Raw genomic sequence first — 15,740 nt, 5'->3', positions numbered from 1 at the left:
GGAGGGTGCCTGTCATCAAACAGGACATTCCGGGTTTTTCAGTGTCCTAAAGGCAGTCCAAGTAAAAAGGAAACCCGCAGCGATGGCGTACTACCGCACTCCTCATGACGTTACCGCTCTGCCAGCCTGGCAGGCGCTGAATGATCACCGCCAAGCCATGCAGGATTTCAGCATGCGCGAAGCGTTCAATGCCGACCCGCAGCGTTTTACCCAGTTCACACTGAGCAGTTGCGGGCTATTTCTTGATTACTCGAAAAACCTGATCAACACCGAAACCCGCAAACTGCTGGTGGGCCTGGCTGACGAAGCCGGCTTGCAGGACGCGATCAAGGCGTTGTTCAACGGCGAAATCGTCAATGCCTCCGAAGGCCGTCCGGCGCTGCATACGGCCCTGCGCCGCCCGGTGGGCGACAAGCTGTCGGTCAATGGCGTCAACGTCATGCCCGACGTGCACAAAGTGCTGAACCAGATCACCGAGCTGGTCGGGCGCATTCACGACGGCCTGTGGCGTGGTTACACCGAGAAGCCGATCACTGACGTTGTGAACATCGGTATCGGTGGTTCGTTCCTCGGCCCTGAACTGGTTTCCGAAGCGCTGCTGTCCTACGCCCAGAAAGGCGTGCGCTGCCATTACCTGGCGAACATCGACGGCAGCGAATTCCATGAGTTGTCGGCAAAGATTCGTGCCGAAACCACACTGTTCATCGTTTCCTCAAAATCCTTCAACACCCTCGAAACCCTGAAAAATGCCCAGGCGGCACGCGCCTGGTACCTGGCTCAGGGCGGCTCCGAAGCCGAGCTGTATCGCCACTTCATCGCCGTTTCGAGCAACAACGCGGCGGCCGTGGCCTTCGGTATTCGCGAAGAGAACATCTTCCCGATGTGGGACTGGGTTGGCGGACGTTACTCGTTGTGGTCGGCCATCGGTTTGCCGATTGCCCTGGCCATCGGCATGTCGAACTTCAAGGAACTGCTGTCCGGCGCCTACACCATGGACCAGCACTTTCAGAGCGCGCCATTCGAACAGAACATGCCGGTGCTGCTGGCATTGCTGGGTGTCTGGTATGGCAACTTCTGGGGCGCGCAAAGCCACGCGATCCTGCCGTACGACCACTACCTGCGCAACATCACCAAGCACTTGCAGCAACTGGACATGGAATCCAACGGCAAGAGCGTACGTCAGGACGGCACGCCGGTTTCCACCGATACCGGTCCGGTCATCTGGGGCGGCGTCGGTTGCAACGGTCAACACGCCTATCACCAGTTGCTGCACCAGGGCACCCAGCTGATTCCGGCCGACTTCATTGTGCCGATCGTCAGCTTCAACCCGGTTGCCGACCACCACCAGTGGCTGTACGCCAACTGCCTGTCGCAAAGCCAGGCGCTGATGCTCGGCAAGACCCGCGCCGAGGCGGAGGTCGAGCTGCGTGAAAAAGGCGTGGCCGAAGACCAGGTGCAAAAACTCGCGCCGCACAAGGTGATCCCGGGCAACCGCCCGAGCAACACCCTGGTGGTCGAGCGCATCAGCCCGCGTCGTCTTGGTGCGCTGGTCGCGATGTACGAGCACAAGGTGTTCGTGCAGAGCGTGATCTGGGGCATCAACGCCTTCGACCAATGGGGCGTGGAGTTGGGTAAGGAGCTGGGCAAAGGCGTCTACAGCCGCCTGGTCGGCAGCGAAGAAACCCCGGCCGAAGACGCTTCGACCCAGGGCCTGATCAACTACTTCCGCGGTCGTCACCGCGGGTGATCTGATCCTCCCCCATCCCGTAGGAGCAAAGCTTGCTCGCGATGCAGGCGCTGCGGTGTATCCGATACACCGCATCATCGTTCATCGCGAGCAAGCTCTGCTCCTACGAGGGTCGCGTAGCTCCCCTCTTGAACCCGATAGTCACTCGGCGCATCTTTATCACTTGTGCAATACAAGCATAAGGAACCGCCATGTTCGATATCAGCACGTTCCCCAAAGCCGATGCCGTCCGCCGCGCAGCACAACTGAGTCAGGACGACTACCAGCGCCTGTACCGCCAATCCATCGAGCACCCCGACATCTTCTGGGCCGAGCAGGCCAAGCGTTTTCTCGATTGGTCGACACCCTGGCAAAACGTTCAGCAATCAAATATCAAAACCGGCGCGGCACAATGGTTTGCCGGTGCTCAGCTCAACGTCAGCCATAACTGCATCGACCGCCACCTCGCCCAGCGCAGCGAGCAGACGGCGATCATCTGGGAAGGCGACGACCCGGCCGAATCGCTGCACATCACCTACCAAAAACTCCACCACTGCGTCTGCCGCCTGGCCAATGTGCTGAAAAGCCGTGGCGTAAAAAAAGGCGACCGGGTGTGCATCTACATGCCAATGATCCCTGAAGCCGCCTACGCGATGCTCGCCTGCGCGCGTATTGGCGCCGTGCACTCGGTGGTTTTTGGCGGGTTTTCCCCCGATTCCCTGCGTGACCGGATCCTCGATGCGGACTGCCGCACCGTGATTACCGCTGATGAAGGCGTACGCGGCGGCAAATATGTACCGCTCAAAAAGAACGTCGACAAAGCCCTGCTCAGTTGCCCGGCCGTCAGCACCGTCGTGGTGGTCGAACACACTCAGGGCGAGGTCAATTGGGTCGAAGGTCGCGACTTCTGGTATCACCAGGCTCTGCGCGACGTCAGCGACGACTGCCCGCCAGAGCCGATGGACGCCGAAGACCCGCTGTTCATCCTTTACACCTCCGGCAGCACCGGTAAACCCAAAGGCGTGCTGCACACCACCGGCGGCTATCTGCTGCAAGCGGCGATGACCTTCAAGTACGTGTTCGACTACCGCGACGGCGAAGTCTTCTGGTGCACCGCTGACGTTGGCTGGGTCACCGGCCACAGCTACATCGTCTACGGGCCACTGGCCAATGGCGCGACCACACTGATCTTCGAAGGTGTGCCAAGCTATCCGAACAGCTCGCGGTTCTGGCAGGTCATCGACAAGCATCAGGTGAACATCTTCTACACCGCCCCCACCGCCTTGCGGGCCCTGATGCGCGAAGGCCTGGAGCCGCTGAAAGACAGCTCGCGCGCCAGTTTGCGGCTGCTGGGCAGCGTCGGCGAACCCATCAACCCGGAAGCCTGGGACTGGTATTTCAATGCGGTCGGCGAGCAGCGCTGCCCGATTGTCGACACCTGGTGGCAGACCGAAACCGGCGGCATCATGCTCAGCCCGCTGGTCAGCACACAACGGATCAAACCCGGTTGCGCGACCCAGCCGATGTTCGGTGTGCAACCGGTATTGCTCGATGAACAAGGCAAGGAAATCAGCGGCACCGGCAGCGGCGTGCTCGCCATAAGATCAAGCTGGCCAGGGCAAATCCGCAGTGTCTATGGCGACCCACAACGGATGGTCGACACCTATTTCAAACCCTATCCCGGCTACTACTTCACCGGGGACGGCGCGCGGCGCGATGAAGAGGGCGACTACTGGATCACCGGGCGCATCGATGATGTGATCAACGTTTCCGGACACCGCATCGGCACAGCCGAAGTCGAAAGCGCACTGGTGCTGCATGACAGCATCGCCGAGGCGGCGGTAGTCGGTTACCCCCACGACCTCAAGGGCCAGGGCATCTACGCCTTTGTCACGCCGATGAACGGCATCGAACCCAGCGACGCGTTGAAGAAAGAACTGCTGGCCCACGTCAGTCAGGAAATCGGCAGTTTCGCCAAACCCGATCTGATCCAATGGGCACCGGCCTTGCCGAAAACCCGTTCGGGCAAGATCATGCGGCGCATCCTGCGCAAGATCGCCTGCAATGAGCTCGACAGCCTTGGTGACACCTCGACCCTGGCCGACCCCAGTGTGGTCGCCGGGCTGATCGACAAGCGTTTGAACCAATGAACCAATGAGCTGATCACCCAGGCGCGGCCGCTGGCCGCGCACTTTTTAAATGCCGTAGCCACCGAGTTGTCATGGAATTCATCCGTAGCCGCATCGAAACCCAGATCATGAGCCTGTCCGGCCTTTCGCTGGGCAAGCTCGACCTGGAAAACCCCAAGGGCGATCCCGGGCTCTTTGGCCCCGACTCGGTGAGCTGGCAAGTGCATGGCGACTTCAGCAGCATGCTCATCGGCGGCATCAGCGCCTTGATGCTGCAAGCCTTGCACCCGCTGGCGCTGGCCGGGGTCTGGGACCACTCGAACTTCCGTGAAGACATGCTCGGTCGACTGCGTCGCACTGGGCAGTTCATCTCCGGCACCACCTTCGGCTCGCGTCAGGACGCCGAGTGGCTGATCGAGAAAGTGCGCACCATTCACCTGCAAGTGGTCGGCACCGCCCCCGATGGCCGCCCTTATGCCGCCAGCGATCCGGACCTGCTGACCTGGGTGCACGTGGCCGAAGTCAGCAGTTTTCTCGCTGCGCATTTACGCTACCGCAATCCGAATCTTTCGCCCGCCGATCAGGACCGTTACTACGCCGAGATCGCTTTGGTCGCCGAACGACTGGGCGCCCGCGATGTTCCGTGCTCACGGCGGGAAATCAGCGAATACCTTCAGCGAATTCGCCCACAACTGCTCTGTGATGAACGCAGCCGCGAAGTGTTGCGGTTACTGCTCGACGCTCCTTCACCCAGCCGCCTGGCCAGACCCTTCGGCGGGCTGATGATGCAAGCGGGCATCGACCTGCTGCCCGACTGGGCCAGTGACATGCTCGGTGTCCGCCAGAATCCGCTGCAACGCAAACTGATTCGCGCCAGCGTCAATCGCAGTGCCCCGGTGCTGCGCTGGGCAGTGCGCAATGGTTCGGTACAGCGGGCCAAACGGCGGATGGGAATCCCCAGCTGAACGCGTGCTGCTGCCGATCGAACGCTAAATCCTCGCAAAACAATTACCCTGTGGCGAGGGAGCTTGCTCCCGCTCGGGCGCGCAGCGGCCGTAAAATATTCGACCGGGCTCTGTCTGAAAGAACTCGGCTGAAGGATTTGGGAGCGCTTCGCGCTCCAACGGGAGCAAGCTCCCTCGCCACAGGGGATCCATCGATCACAATCCTGTTAAACTCTCGCGCCAAATTCCCCAGCAAGGCGCGTCCATGTCTTCCTTGAATCAGGCGCTGCGCGCCGCCCTCGATCATCGCCAAGACTTGCTCGCCGAGCTGCACTCGCAAGGCACCGACTGCTATCGGCTGTTCCATGGCAGCCAGGAAGGCGCCGGCGGCCTGACCATCGACCGTTATGGCCCGCAACTGCTGGTCCAGAGCTTCCACCAGTCGCTGGAACGCGATGACTTGCTCGCACTGCACGCGACCATCAACCAGCATCTGGGCCTGGACACTTTGCTGGTCTATAACGACCGCTCGCGGGGTAACTCGCGCATTGATCGCGAAGACACGGTCTACCGCGCCGATGAGGCCGCGCTTGCCGACATGGTCGGCCACGAATGGGGCCTGAACTACCGGGTCCGTGGTCGCCACGCCGGGCAAGACCCGCTGCTGTTTCTCGACCTGCGCAACGCCCGCGGCTGGGTCAAGGACCACAGCGCCGGCAAAAGCGTGCTGAACCTGTTCGCCTACACCTGCGGCGTCGGCCTTTGCGCTGCGGCCGGTGGGGCACGCGAGGTGTGCAATCTGGATTTCGCCGAGGGCAACCTGGCCGTCGGCCGCGAGAACGGTCTGCTCAACCCGCAACTGCCGACCATGCAGTTCGTACAGTCCGATTACTTCCCGGCCATCCGCCAACTCGCCGGACTGCCGATCAGTCAGCGTCGCGGGCAGAAACTGCCCAGTTACCCGCGCCTGGAACAGCGTCAATACGACCTGGTCCTGCTCGACCCGCCAGCCTGGGCCAAGAGTGCATTCGGCACCGTCGACCTGCTGCGCGACTATCAGAGCCTGCTCAAACCGGCGCTGTTGACCACCGCCGAGGACGGCGTGCTGATTTGCTGCAACAACCTGGCAAAAATCAGCATGGACGACTGGCGTGAGCAAGTGCTGCGCTGCGCAGAAAAAGCCGGGCGTCCGGTGCGTGACTGGGACGTGCTGACACCCGGCAGCGACTTTCCGTCGATGGATCAGCAGCCACCGCTGAAAACCCTGATCCTGCAACTCTGACCTCTCGCGAAAAAACCAGACAATTGCTGTTCAAGGTGATTGCTTCGGAACCAGAATCGCATGCCATACTCCAAGGCACTCCCGATTCCGATAGTTGAAGCTGAACATGCCCAAAGGATTGATTCGCGCCATCGGCGCCTTGTTGATTGCCGTCGCCCTTTACAGCGTGTTGGGGTTTCTGATTTTACCGGGCATCGCCTTGCGGATCGCCAATCAACAATTGGCCAACTACGCGACGGTGCCGGCGCACATTCAACGGATCGAACTCAATCCTTTCAGTCTTGAGCTGACCGTCTGGGGCCTCACCATCGGCGAGCCGGGCAAGGAACAGATCGCCTTCGAGCGCCTGTACGCCAACCTGCAGATCGATAGCCTCTGGACCCGCGCACTGCACCTGATCGATGTGCAGCTGGACAAGCCGAAAACCGAGATTCTGTTCAACAAGGACGGCAGCCTGAACCTCACGCAACTGTTCAAGTTGCCGGCCAGTGAGCCGACGCCCACTGACCCGAACGCCAAACCCTTCCCGCTGCGCATCGACCACATCAATCTGGCCGGTGGTTATGTGCACTTCCAGGACCTGCGCCCGAGCGAGCCGATCGAATTCCTGTACGACACGCTCAATCTGGAGTTGAACAACCTCAGTACCCTGCCCGACGACAACGCCGCCATGACCCTCGTCGCAGCTGGCCCGGCGGGTGGCCGGATCGACTGGACCGGCCACATCAGCCTGGTGCCCATCAGCTCCGAAGGCACACTGAAAGTCACCGACGGCAAAATGAAATCCTGGTGGCCTTACGTGCGTGACGCATTGCCGCTGGTGCTCGAAGACGGAACGCTGAACCTGAGCACCGATTACAAGTTCAACCTGACGCAGGGAACCGAACTGCTGCTGAACAACGCCTCGATAAGCGTTGCTCCGTTCGCCATCAAGGCCCCGGATGGCCGGCCGCTGGTGCGCCTCGAACGTCTGGACGTCAGCGAGACCACGGTCGATCTGGTCAAGCAACAAGTGATCGTCGGCAAGATCCGCAGCCAGAAGCTCGAAACCTGGGCCGCCCGTGAAGCCGATGGCCAGCTCGACTGGCAGAAACTCTTCGCCAGACAACCGGCCAAACCGGCCACAAAACCCGAGCAAGCCAAGGCCCCGGCAGCGGCGGACTCGCCGCAACCAAAACCCGATCCAGCGGTGCCGAGCAAGCCCTGGCAAGTGCTGCTCAAGGATGTCGAGCTGCGCAACTATCAAGTGCACCTGGCCGACCGTCAGGCCCAACCGGCGGTGGCACTGGAGCTCGGCCCGCTAAACGTCGACGTGAAGAATTTCGATAGCCTCAATGGCTCGCCGTTCTCCCTCAAAGTCGATACCGGCCTGGGCAAGCAGGGCAAGATTCTCGCGGACGGCGAGGTCAACCTTGCGCCGATCAGCGCCAAACTCAAGGTCCAGACCAAAGACATCGACTTGCGCGTCGCCCAGTCCTATATCAATCCGTTCATTCGTCTGGAGTTGCGCTCCGGGATGCTCGGCAGCGACCTGGCCGTTGACCTGAAAAGCACCGAACCACTGGCGTTCAGCGTCACCGGCCGCGCTCAGGTCGATCAACTGCACACCCTCGACACCCTGAAAACCCGCGACTTCCTCAAGTGGCAGCAAGTGGTGATCGAAGGCCTGAATTACCAGCATGGCGACAGCCTGTCGATCGACAAGATCAACCTGCAACAGCCGTATGTGCGTTTCATGATCAACGATGACCGCACCACCAACATCAATGACCTGCTGATTCCGCAATCGCCCGACAGCGCCAGCACAACCGCCGCCGCAAAACCTGCCGCGAGCAAGGACAAGCCACTGGGCATCCACATCGGCGCAATTGCCATCAACGACGGCTCGGCGAACTTCGCCGACTTCAGCCTGACACCGAACTTTGCCACCGCCATTCAACAGCTCAACGGCCAGATCGGCACCATCGACAGCCGCCAGGTCAAACCTGCCGCCGTCGACATCAAGGGCAAAGTCGACCGCTACGCCCCGGTGACCATCAAGGGCAGCGTCACCCCGTTCGACCCGATGACCGCGCTGGATATCGCCACCCGTTTCAAACGCGTCGAACTGACCACACTGACCCCCTACTCCGGCAAATTTGCCGGTTACCGGATCCGCAAGGGCCGGCTCAATCTCGACCTGCACTACCAGATCGTCAAAGGCCAGTTGAAAGCCGAAAACAAAGTGGTGGTGGAGCAACTGCAATTGGGCGAAAAAGTCGACAGCCCGGACGCCGTGAGCTTGCCGCTGAAACTGGCCATCGCCTTGCTCAAGGACAGCGATGGCAAAATTTCCATTGATCTGCCGATAACAGGCGACCTGAACAACCCGCAATTCAGCATCATGCCAATCATCTGGCAAACCCTGCGCAACCTGATCGTGCGCGCGGCCGAGGCGCCCTTCAAGCTCATTGGCGGGCTGGTCAACGGCAGTGGGGCCGAGGACCTGGGCAGCGTGTCGTTCGCACCCGGTTCAAGCGAGCTGAGCAAGAACGCCGAGTCGGCGCTCGATACCCTGGCCAAAGCGCTCAAGGAACGTCCGGCCCTGCGCCTGGAGATCGAAGGCACCGCCGCCGAGAAGAGCGATGGCCCCTTGATTGCCGAACAGCGACTGGAACGTGAATACCAATACAACTACTACAAAATGCTCCAGCGTCGCGGCGACAAAGTCCCCGCGCAAGCTTCGTTGCTGGAGGTCCCGGAAAGCGAAAAAGGTCCGTTGCTCGAAGCCATCTACCGCACACGTCTGAAAACCCAGCCTCCGGCCGAATGGACGCAACTGGGCAAAGCAGAGCGCACTGCCAAACTGCACGAAGGCGTGATCAAGTTCTGGTCTTCAGACTCCGCGCTGCTACGCCAACTGGGTCAGGATCGCGCCAGTACCATCAAGGACTACCTGGTCGATAAAGCCCAGCTCGCCGATGACCGGGTGTATTTCGTTGACGCTAACCTGGGCGAAGCCGAAAGCGATGGTCGGGTCGTCACCCCCATGCATCTGGACGCGGAGTAAGCATGAATAGCCGATTGCTGATCAGCCTGGCACTGGCGTTCTTCGTCAGCCAGGTGCAGGCCCAGACCGATACCTTGCGCTGCGGCAGTCAGTTGATCAGCCTCGGCGATCGCACCGGCGAAGTGCTGCACAAATGTGGCGAGCCGGTTGCACGTGATGCGCTGGGCTACAAACGCAGCGCCAATCGCCGGGAAGAAGTCCCGATTGAGGAATGGACCTACGGTCCGAACAGCGGCATGTACCAATACCTGCGCTTTGAAGGCAACCGCCTGGTACGGATCACCAGCAAACGCGGAAGCTGAAGTTACGACTATCCAAGTGCCAATGTGTCAGCTTGCTCGCGATAGCTGACTAACATTCAACATAGAGGTTGAATGAAGAATCGCCATCGCGAGCAGGCTCGCTCCCACATGGGTTCTACAGCGTTCTGAAGAATCCCTTCTCCCGCTTCAGACGGGAAACCCTGGTTCTTACTGGTTCTTACTGGGTCATCAGGCCATCAGCCGATACGGCTTTGACGCCTTTGATTTTCTTGGTGATAGCGACGGCCATGTCTTTCTGGGACTTGGTCACGGCTACTTTCGACGATAGAGAAACTACGCCTTTGTTGGTTTCGACTTTGATGTCGGTGCCAGGAATCCCCTTCTCGGTGACCAGATCGCTTTTCACTTTAGTGGTGATCCAGGTATCGGAAGTGGCTTCCTCGGCCTTGGTCATTTCACCGGCAGCCACCACCATCGGCGACTGTGTAGTTTGAGTGGTCTGCGCAAATGCAGCGTTGGCCATGGTCAGGGTCAGAACGGTTGCAGCGGCGGCAGCGATAGCGAACGTCTTCATACGAGTAACTCCTGTTCTTCCAGAAAGTCTGCTGCATGCCTTCTCAGCAGGGTTAACAGAGACAGTGCGAAGGCTGTGCCAACTTGAGACGACCCAATAAACCAATAGAAATCAATATGTTATAAAAAAATCAAATCGCTGGAATCATGCAAAATGCATGACCCGGGCGTTGTTGACATGCAAGTTGCGGGTTTTATCGAATTACCGCGATGCCATCGAACGGTAGAAAAAATGCCTCGCGTCCGTAGACGCGAGGCATTGAGGCTTCGATGCAGGATCAGGCGCCTGTGCAACCCTTGGGCGCATAGTCCTGCAACGCGGTGGTCGCGCAGGCCCAGCCACCGGCCAGTGTCCGCGTCAGCGTGATGGTTTTGCTGAGCACCGGACCTGGCGCATTGACAATCGTGCAAACAATAGTACCTGCACCGCTGGAAGCAGTACCCGATGCCGTGATAGTGCAGTTACCGGTAGTTGCCGTGCCACCGATCAGCGCCAGTGTCGGGTCGGTGCCCTGATTGATAATGTCTTCAAAAGGCACCTTCAGTGCTGAAATTTCCGCCAGCCCCGCGGTGACCTTCGCCCGCGCTTGATACTTGGAATACAGCGGCAACGCGAACGTCGCCAGAATGCCGATGATCGCCACCACGATCAGCAGCTCGATGAGGGTAAAACCTTTTTGATTATTCATAGAACAGGCTCCATGCATGAGGCGAAATCTCATGTCCTGAACCAGTCACAGCACAGCACGTGCCAAATCCTGCGCCCCCTGTTTACAGGGTGTCAGACCGGCGAAAGTCCGGCATACACCCCGAAGAACCGCACTATCTGACACTTTTTGTCACCTCAAGAGCGCTGGTGCGGTTCCATCCGTTGACTAGGCTATAAGTCTTGAACTGTCTGTGCCTGGTACTCGAATGAATGACATCGCCCTCAGCGGTCTGGCCAAGCAATTGGTGCTGGCCGAACTGCTCACTGACAAAAGCGCGCAACAGGCGTATCAGCAAGCTCAGCGCAATCGCATTTCCCTGGTCAGCTATCTGGTACAAAACAAGCTGGTGAGCAGTCGCCAGGTTGCGGAAATTGCTTCTGAGCATTTCGGCGTCGCCTTCCTCGACCTCAACGGTCTCGACAAAGACTCCCAACCCAAAGACCTGGTCAGCGAAAAGCTGATTCGCCAGCACCACGCCCTGCCACTCTGGCGGCGCGGCAACAAACTGTTCGTGGGCATTTCCGACCCGAGCAATCACCAGGCAATCAACGATATCCAGTTCAGCACCGGCCTCACCACCGAAGCGATCCTGGTCGAAGACGACAAGCTCAGCGACGCCATCGAGAAATTCTTCGACAGCCACAACACGGGCCTGGAAGACTTGGCCGATGTCGACCTCGGGGGCCTGGACATCGAAGCCGTCGACGACCAGCGCCAGGACGCTGTCACCAGCCAGGACTCCGACGATGCCCCGGTGGTGCGCTTCGTCAACAAGATGCTGCTGGACGCGATCAAGGGCGGCTCCTCGGACCTGCATTTCGAGCCCTACGAAAAAACCTATCGGGTGCGGGTACGGACCGACGGCATGCTGCGCGAAGTCGCCAGACCACCGATTCAATTGGCCAACCGCATCGCTGCCCGTCTCAAGGTGATGGCCAGCCTGGACATTTCGGAGCGCCGAAAACCCCAGGACGGGCGGCTCAAGATGCACCTGTCGAAAAGCAAATCCATCGATTTTCGGGTCAACACCCTGCCAACGTTGTGGGGCGAAAAAGTCGTGATCCGGATTCTCGACCCCTCCAGCGCACAGATGGGCATCGATGCGCTGGGTTACGAGCCCGATCAGAAAGACCTGTACATGGCGGCGCTCAAGCAACCCCAGGGGCTGATTCTGGTCACCGGGCCGACGGGGTCAGGGAAAACCGTGTCGTTGTACACCGGACTGAATATCCTCAATACGGTCGACATCAATATCTCCACTGCCGAAGACCCGGTGGAGATCAACATGGAAGGCATCAACCAGGTCAACGTCAATCCCAGGCAGGGCCTGGATTTCGCTCAGGCACTGCGCTCATTTCTGCGTCAGGACCCGGACGTGATCATGGTCGGCGAGATCCGCGACCTGGAAACCGCCGAAATTGCGATCAAGGCTGCGCAAACCGGGCACCTGGTGCTTTCCACCCTGCACACCAACAGCGCGGCTGAAACCCTGACCCGGCTACACAACATGGGCATCCCGGGGTTCAACATCGCTACGGCCGTGCACCTGATCATTGCCCAGCGCCTGGCTCGCAAGCTGTGCAGCCACTGCAAAACGGCCCTCTCGATTCCCGATGAAACACTGATCAAGGAAGGCTTCCCACGGGAACGCATCGGCTCCTTCACGATCTACGAACCCGTCGGTTGCGATCACTGCAACAACGGCTACAAAGGCCGAGTCGGTATTTATGAAGTGGTGAAAAACACCCCGGAGCTGCAACGGCTGATCATGGCTGAAGGCAATTCTCTGGAAATCGATACCCAGATGCGCAAGGACGGCTTCAACGACCTGCGCGCTTCGGGCCTGCTCAAGGCCATGCAGGGCGTCACCAGCCTTGAGGAAATCAACCGGGTCACCAAGGATTGAGTCATGGCGGTCAAAGCAATCAAGGTCAGCGTCTACGCCTGGGAAGGCACCGACAGGAAAGGCAGCAAGGTAACCGGCGAGCTGAGCGGTCATAACCCGGCCTTGATCAAGGCACAGCTACGCAAACAAGGCATCAACCCGGGCAAAGTCCGAAAAAAAACCGCTTCGCTGTTCAATCTCGGCAACCGTATCAAGGCGCTGGACATTGCCCTCTTCACCCGGCAGATGGCGACCATGATGAAAGCCGGTGTGCCGCTGCTGCAGTCGTTCGACATCATCGGCGAAGGCTTCGACAACCCGAACATGCGCAAGCTGGTGGACGAAGTGAAACAGGAAGTCGCTGCCGGCAACAGCTTCGCCACCGCGCTGCGTAAAAAGCCGCAGTACTTCGATGAGCTTTACTGCAACCTGGTCGACGCCGGCGAGCAGGCCGGCGCGCTCGACACGCTGCTGGAGCGGATTGCGACCTACAAGGAAAAAAGCGAAAGCCTCAAGGCCAAGATCAAAAAAGCCATGACCTATCCGCTGGCCGTGGTCTTTGTCGCAATCATCGTCACCGGCATTCTACTGGTCAAAGTGGTCCCGCAATTTCAGTCGGTGTTCTCCGGATTTGGTGCAGAACTCCCGGCCTTTACCCTGATGGTGATCGGTCTGTCCGAGTTCATGCAGGCGTGGTGGTGGCTGTTGCTCGGCGGCCTGATCATCGGGTCTCTGAGCTTTCGCCATGCGCTCAGGCGCTCGCAACGCTTTTGCGATTGGCTGGATGCCCGACTGCTGAAAATGCCGATAGTCGGCGCACTGCTCTACAAATCGGCTGTGGCCCGTTACGCCCGTACGCTGTCGACCACCTTCGCCGCCGGTGTTCCGCTGGTCGAAGCCCTGGATTCGGTAGCAGGCGCCACTGGCAATATCGTGTTCAAACGGGCGGTCTTGCGCATCAAGCAAGATGTCTCCACCGGCATGCAATTGAACTTCTCGATGCGCACCAGCGGGGTTTTTCCCAACATGGCAATTCAAATGGCCGCCATTGGCGAAGAATCCGGCGCACTGGACGACATGCTCGACAAAGTGGCGATCTATTATGAAGCTGAAGTCGACAATATGGTCGACAGCCTGACCAGCCTGCTGGAACCGTTCATCATGGTGGTGCTCGGCGTCATTGTCGGCGGGCTGGTGGTTGCCATGTACCTGCCCATTTTCCAACTCGGCACAGCGATCTGAACATGCCCTTGAGTGAATTCATGGCCGGTTACCCACTGGCGTTCGTTGTTACCGCATTAGTGCTCGGGCTGGTGATCGGTAGCTTTCTCAATGTGGTGGTCTGGCGCCTGCCGAAAATGCTTGAGTGTGATTGGCGGCAACAAGCCCTGGACGTATTGGGTTTGCCACCTGAAGCACCGGGCCCGACCTACAACCTGATGCTGCCGCATTCACACTGCCCGCAGTGCGCCCATCGAATCCGCGCCTGGGAAAACATTCCGCTGCTCAGTTACCTGGCACTGCGCGGCCGGTGCTCAAATTGCAAAGCGCCCATCAGCGCCCGCTACCCCTTGACCGAACTGGCCTGCGGCGTGCTCTCGGCGTTTGTCGCCTGGCACTTCGGCTTCGGTTGGCAAGCGGCGTGGGGACTGGTCTTGAGTTGGGGGTTACTGGCAATGTGTCTGATCGACGCCGACCACCAATTGCTACCGGATGTGCTGGTATTGCCGTTATTGTGGCTGGGTCTGATCGTCAACAGCTTCGAGCTTTTCGTGCCTTTGCACGCAGCGATGTGGGGGGCGGTGGCCGGTTATCTGCTGCTGTGGTCGGTGTATTGGCTGTTCAAACTGATGACCGGCAAGGAAGGTGTCGGTCACGGTGACTTCAAGCTCCTGGCGCTGCTCGGTGCCTGGGGCGGTTGGCAGATTCTGCCGCTGACGGTCCTGCTTTCATCGCTGGTGGGCGCGGTGGGGGGTGTGATTTTGCTGCGCCTGAAAGACGCCAACGCCTCGACGCCGATCCCCTTCGGACCCTATCTGGCAATTGCCGGCTGGATTGCCTTGCTCTGGGGTGGTCAAATAACCGGCTTCTATTGGCAGTTTGTCGGTTTCAAATGAATACCCTTGTGGAAAAACCCTGGATTCTCGGCCTGACCGGTGGCATCGGCAGCGGCAAAAGCGCGGCGGCCCGGCACTTCATCGATCTGGGTGTGCATGCGGTGGATGCCGATCATGCCGCACGCTGGGTGGTCGAACCCGGTCGCCCGGCGCTGGCGCAGATTGCCGGGCACTTCGGTACCGGCGTGCTGCAAGCCGATGGACAATTGGATCGCGCGGCACTGCGCAAGCTGATCTTTGAAGTCCCCGAAGAACGCCGCTGGCTCGAAGCGTTGCTGCATCCGCTGATCGCTCAGGAAATCGCCGCGCACCTGGCACGCGCACAATCACCTTATGCGATTCTGGTGTCGCCGCTGTTGATCGAGTCCGGGCAGTACAAATTGACCCAGCGAGTGCTGGTAATCGACGCACCGGAACACTTACAGATCGAACGAACCTTGCAGCGCGACCAGACCAGCGAACAGCAGGTCCAGGCGATCCTCAAGGCCCAGTCCAGCCGTCAGGAACGCCTCAGCCATGCCGACGATGTGGTGGTCAACGACCGCGACCTCGCCTGGCTGCACAGCGAGGTCGAACGCCTGCATCACTTTTACCTTACTTTGCGTGGAGGCCAGTCATGAGCCAACCCCCTGTCGTCGAATGTCCAACCTGCGGCGCCCCTGTTGAATGGAGCGCGACCAGCACCTACCGGCCGTTTTGCTCGGACCGCTGCAAACTGATCGATCTGGGCGCCTGGGCGTCGGAAGAACACAAGATCCCGGTCAGCCCCGACTCTGAAGACGAGTTGTTCTCGGAAGACTTCGACCCGCGTCACTGATCCCAGCATCAGGGCCGCATGAACCCGTAGTCCTGGCCGTCATCGAGATTCTCCGCCAGAAACTGCAACTCATCGGCCAGATCCTCGATACTGCGTACGCCCTTGCTCTGCTGCACCACCGCACTGAGCAAGGCGCGCAGGCTCAACCCTGGTTCAAACCCTGCTTCATGCGCCGACTCCAGGCTATCGCGCAACTCCTGTCTTGCCCATTCGTAAACGCTCATGCCACCGCTCCTGAGGATTTT

The 15,740-nt window shown here is 59.5% G+C and carries 14 protein-coding genes; 11 read left to right on the top strand and 3 right to left on the bottom strand.

All coding sequences use genetic code 11. From position 1 onward, the window contains the following. Positions 1-82 precede the first annotated feature (82 nt). The 6 genes from pgi (at position 83) to HK44_RS08430 (ending at position 9,432) form a co-directional block, all read left to right on the top strand. Positions 83-1,747, top strand: a complete 1,665-nt coding sequence (gene pgi / locus HK44_RS08455; protein ID WP_019691663.1) for a glucose-6-phosphate isomerase — start codon at positions 83-85, stop codon at positions 1,745-1,747. Between the two features lie 191 nt (positions 1,748-1,938). After that, positions 1,939-3,876, top strand: a complete 1,938-nt coding sequence (acs, locus tag HK44_RS08450) for an acetate--CoA ligase (protein ID WP_019691662.1) — start codon at positions 1,939-1,941, stop codon at positions 3,874-3,876. Between the two features lie 71 nt (positions 3,877-3,947). Next, complete coding sequence (locus tag HK44_RS08445) at positions 3,948-4,820, top strand: oxygenase MpaB family protein (RefSeq protein WP_019691661.1); 873 nt, start codon at positions 3,948-3,950, stop codon at positions 4,818-4,820. 244 nt (positions 4,821-5,064) lie between these two features. Beyond that, complete coding sequence (locus HK44_RS08440; protein WP_019691660.1) at positions 5,065-6,081, top strand: class I SAM-dependent rRNA methyltransferase; 1,017 nt, start codon at positions 5,065-5,067, stop codon at positions 6,079-6,081. Between the two features lie 106 nt (positions 6,082-6,187). Beyond that, the gene (locus HK44_RS08435) at positions 6,188-9,130 is read left to right on the top strand and encodes a DUF748 domain-containing protein (RefSeq protein ID WP_019691659.1); all 2,943 of its coding nucleotides are present in this window, start codon (positions 6,188-6,190) and stop codon (positions 9,128-9,130) included. Positions 9,131-9,132: 2 nt separating this feature from the next. Continuing rightward, positions 9,133-9,432: a DUF2845 domain-containing protein gene (locus HK44_RS08430; RefSeq protein ID WP_019691658.1), complete on the top strand. Its 300-nt coding sequence runs from the start codon at positions 9,133-9,135 to the stop codon at positions 9,430-9,432. A 178-nt stretch (positions 9,433-9,610) separates the two neighbouring features. Here HK44_RS08430 and HK44_RS08425 read toward each other — a convergent pair whose 3' ends face one another. Both HK44_RS08425 and HK44_RS08420 read right to left on the bottom strand, forming a co-directional pair. Then, a complete protein-coding gene (locus tag HK44_RS08425) occupies positions 9,611-9,967 on the bottom strand; it encodes a BON domain-containing protein (RefSeq protein ID WP_019691657.1) in 357 nt (118 codons plus the stop codon). A 277-nt stretch (positions 9,968-10,244) separates the two neighbouring features. Next, complete coding sequence (locus HK44_RS08420; RefSeq protein WP_019691656.1) at positions 10,245-10,655, bottom strand: pilin; 411 nt, start codon at positions 10,653-10,655, stop codon at positions 10,245-10,247. Positions 10,656-10,881: 226 nt separating this feature from the next. On the opposite strand from HK44_RS08420, the gene pilB reads away from it, so the two are divergent. The 5 genes from pilB to yacG are packed head-to-tail and all read left to right on the top strand — an operon-like array spanning position 10,882 to position 15,495. Continuing rightward, the gene (gene pilB / locus HK44_RS08415; protein ID WP_019691655.1) at positions 10,882-12,582 is read left to right on the top strand and encodes a type IV-A pilus assembly ATPase PilB; all 1,701 of its coding nucleotides are present in this window, start codon (positions 10,882-10,884) and stop codon (positions 12,580-12,582) included. 3 nt (positions 12,583-12,585) lie between these two features. Beyond that, positions 12,586-13,803, top strand: a complete 1,218-nt coding sequence (locus HK44_RS08410) for a type II secretion system F family protein (protein WP_019691654.1) — start codon at positions 12,586-12,588, stop codon at positions 13,801-13,803. A 2-nt stretch (positions 13,804-13,805) separates the two neighbouring features. After that, positions 13,806-14,678 (top strand): prepilin peptidase, encoded by an 873-nt coding sequence (locus HK44_RS08405; RefSeq protein WP_020723532.1) that lies wholly within the window; start codon positions 13,806-13,808, stop codon positions 14,676-14,678. Continuing rightward, positions 14,675-15,298, top strand: coding sequence for a dephospho-CoA kinase (gene coaE, locus HK44_RS08400; protein WP_024264809.1), 624 nt, complete (start codon positions 14,675-14,677; stop codon positions 15,296-15,298). The genes HK44_RS08405 and coaE overlap by 4 nt, the downstream gene beginning before the upstream one ends. After that, complete coding sequence (gene yacG / locus HK44_RS08395) at positions 15,295-15,495, top strand: DNA gyrase inhibitor YacG (RefSeq protein WP_019691651.1); 201 nt, start codon at positions 15,295-15,297, stop codon at positions 15,493-15,495. The genes coaE and yacG overlap by 4 nt, the downstream gene beginning before the upstream one ends. Before the next feature lie 8 nt (positions 15,496-15,503). Here the strand turns inward: yacG and HK44_RS08390 are convergent, their stop codons facing one another. Then, positions 15,504-15,719 carry a hypothetical protein gene (locus HK44_RS08390; protein ID WP_019691650.1) on the bottom strand — a complete coding sequence of 72 codons (216 nt, stop codon included), beginning with the start codon at positions 15,717-15,719 and terminating at the stop codon, positions 15,504-15,506. Positions 15,720-15,740: the final 21 nt, after the last annotated feature.

This window comes from Pseudomonas fluorescens HK44, assembly GCF_000217955.3.
GTDB classification, from domain to species: Bacteria; Pseudomonadota; Gammaproteobacteria; order Pseudomonadales; family Pseudomonadaceae; genus Aquipseudomonas; species Aquipseudomonas fluorescens_AQ.
Note: the sequence above shows the minus strand (reverse complement) of the source record. Positions and strands in the feature narration are given on the sequence as shown.

Coding starts and splice junctions, on each gene's coding strand:
- HK44_RS08410 (WP_019691654.1), top strand. CDS start 12,586: ATGGCGGTCAAAGCAATCAAGGTCAGCGTCTACGCCTGGGAAGGCACC.
- pilB (WP_019691655.1), top strand. CDS start 10,882: ATGAATGACATCGCCCTCAGCGGTCTGGCCAAGCAATTGGTGCTGGCC.
- HK44_RS08435 (WP_019691659.1), top strand. CDS start 6,188: ATGCCCAAAGGATTGATTCGCGCCATCGGCGCCTTGTTGATTGCCGTC.
- coaE (WP_024264809.1), top strand. CDS start 14,675: ATGAATACCCTTGTGGAAAAACCCTGGATTCTCGGCCTGACCGGTGGC.
- pgi (WP_019691663.1), top strand. CDS start 83: ATGGCGTACTACCGCACTCCTCATGACGTTACCGCTCTGCCAGCCTGG.
- HK44_RS08390 (WP_019691650.1), bottom strand. CDS start 15,719: ATGAGCGTTTACGAATGGGCAAGACAGGAGTTGCGCGATAGCCTGGAG.
- HK44_RS08440 (WP_019691660.1), top strand. CDS start 5,065: ATGTCTTCCTTGAATCAGGCGCTGCGCGCCGCCCTCGATCATCGCCAA.
- HK44_RS08405 (WP_020723532.1), top strand. CDS start 13,806: ATGCCCTTGAGTGAATTCATGGCCGGTTACCCACTGGCGTTCGTTGTT.
- HK44_RS08425 (WP_019691657.1), bottom strand. CDS start 9,967: ATGAAGACGTTCGCTATCGCTGCCGCCGCTGCAACCGTTCTGACCCTG.
- HK44_RS08445 (WP_019691661.1), top strand. CDS start 3,948: ATGGAATTCATCCGTAGCCGCATCGAAACCCAGATCATGAGCCTGTCC.
- HK44_RS08420 (WP_019691656.1), bottom strand. CDS start 10,655: ATGAATAATCAAAAAGGTTTTACCCTCATCGAGCTGCTGATCGTGGTG.
- HK44_RS08430 (WP_019691658.1), top strand. CDS start 9,133: ATGAATAGCCGATTGCTGATCAGCCTGGCACTGGCGTTCTTCGTCAGC.
- yacG (WP_019691651.1), top strand. CDS start 15,295: ATGAGCCAACCCCCTGTCGTCGAATGTCCAACCTGCGGCGCCCCTGTT.
- acs (WP_019691662.1), top strand. CDS start 1,939: ATGTTCGATATCAGCACGTTCCCCAAAGCCGATGCCGTCCGCCGCGCA.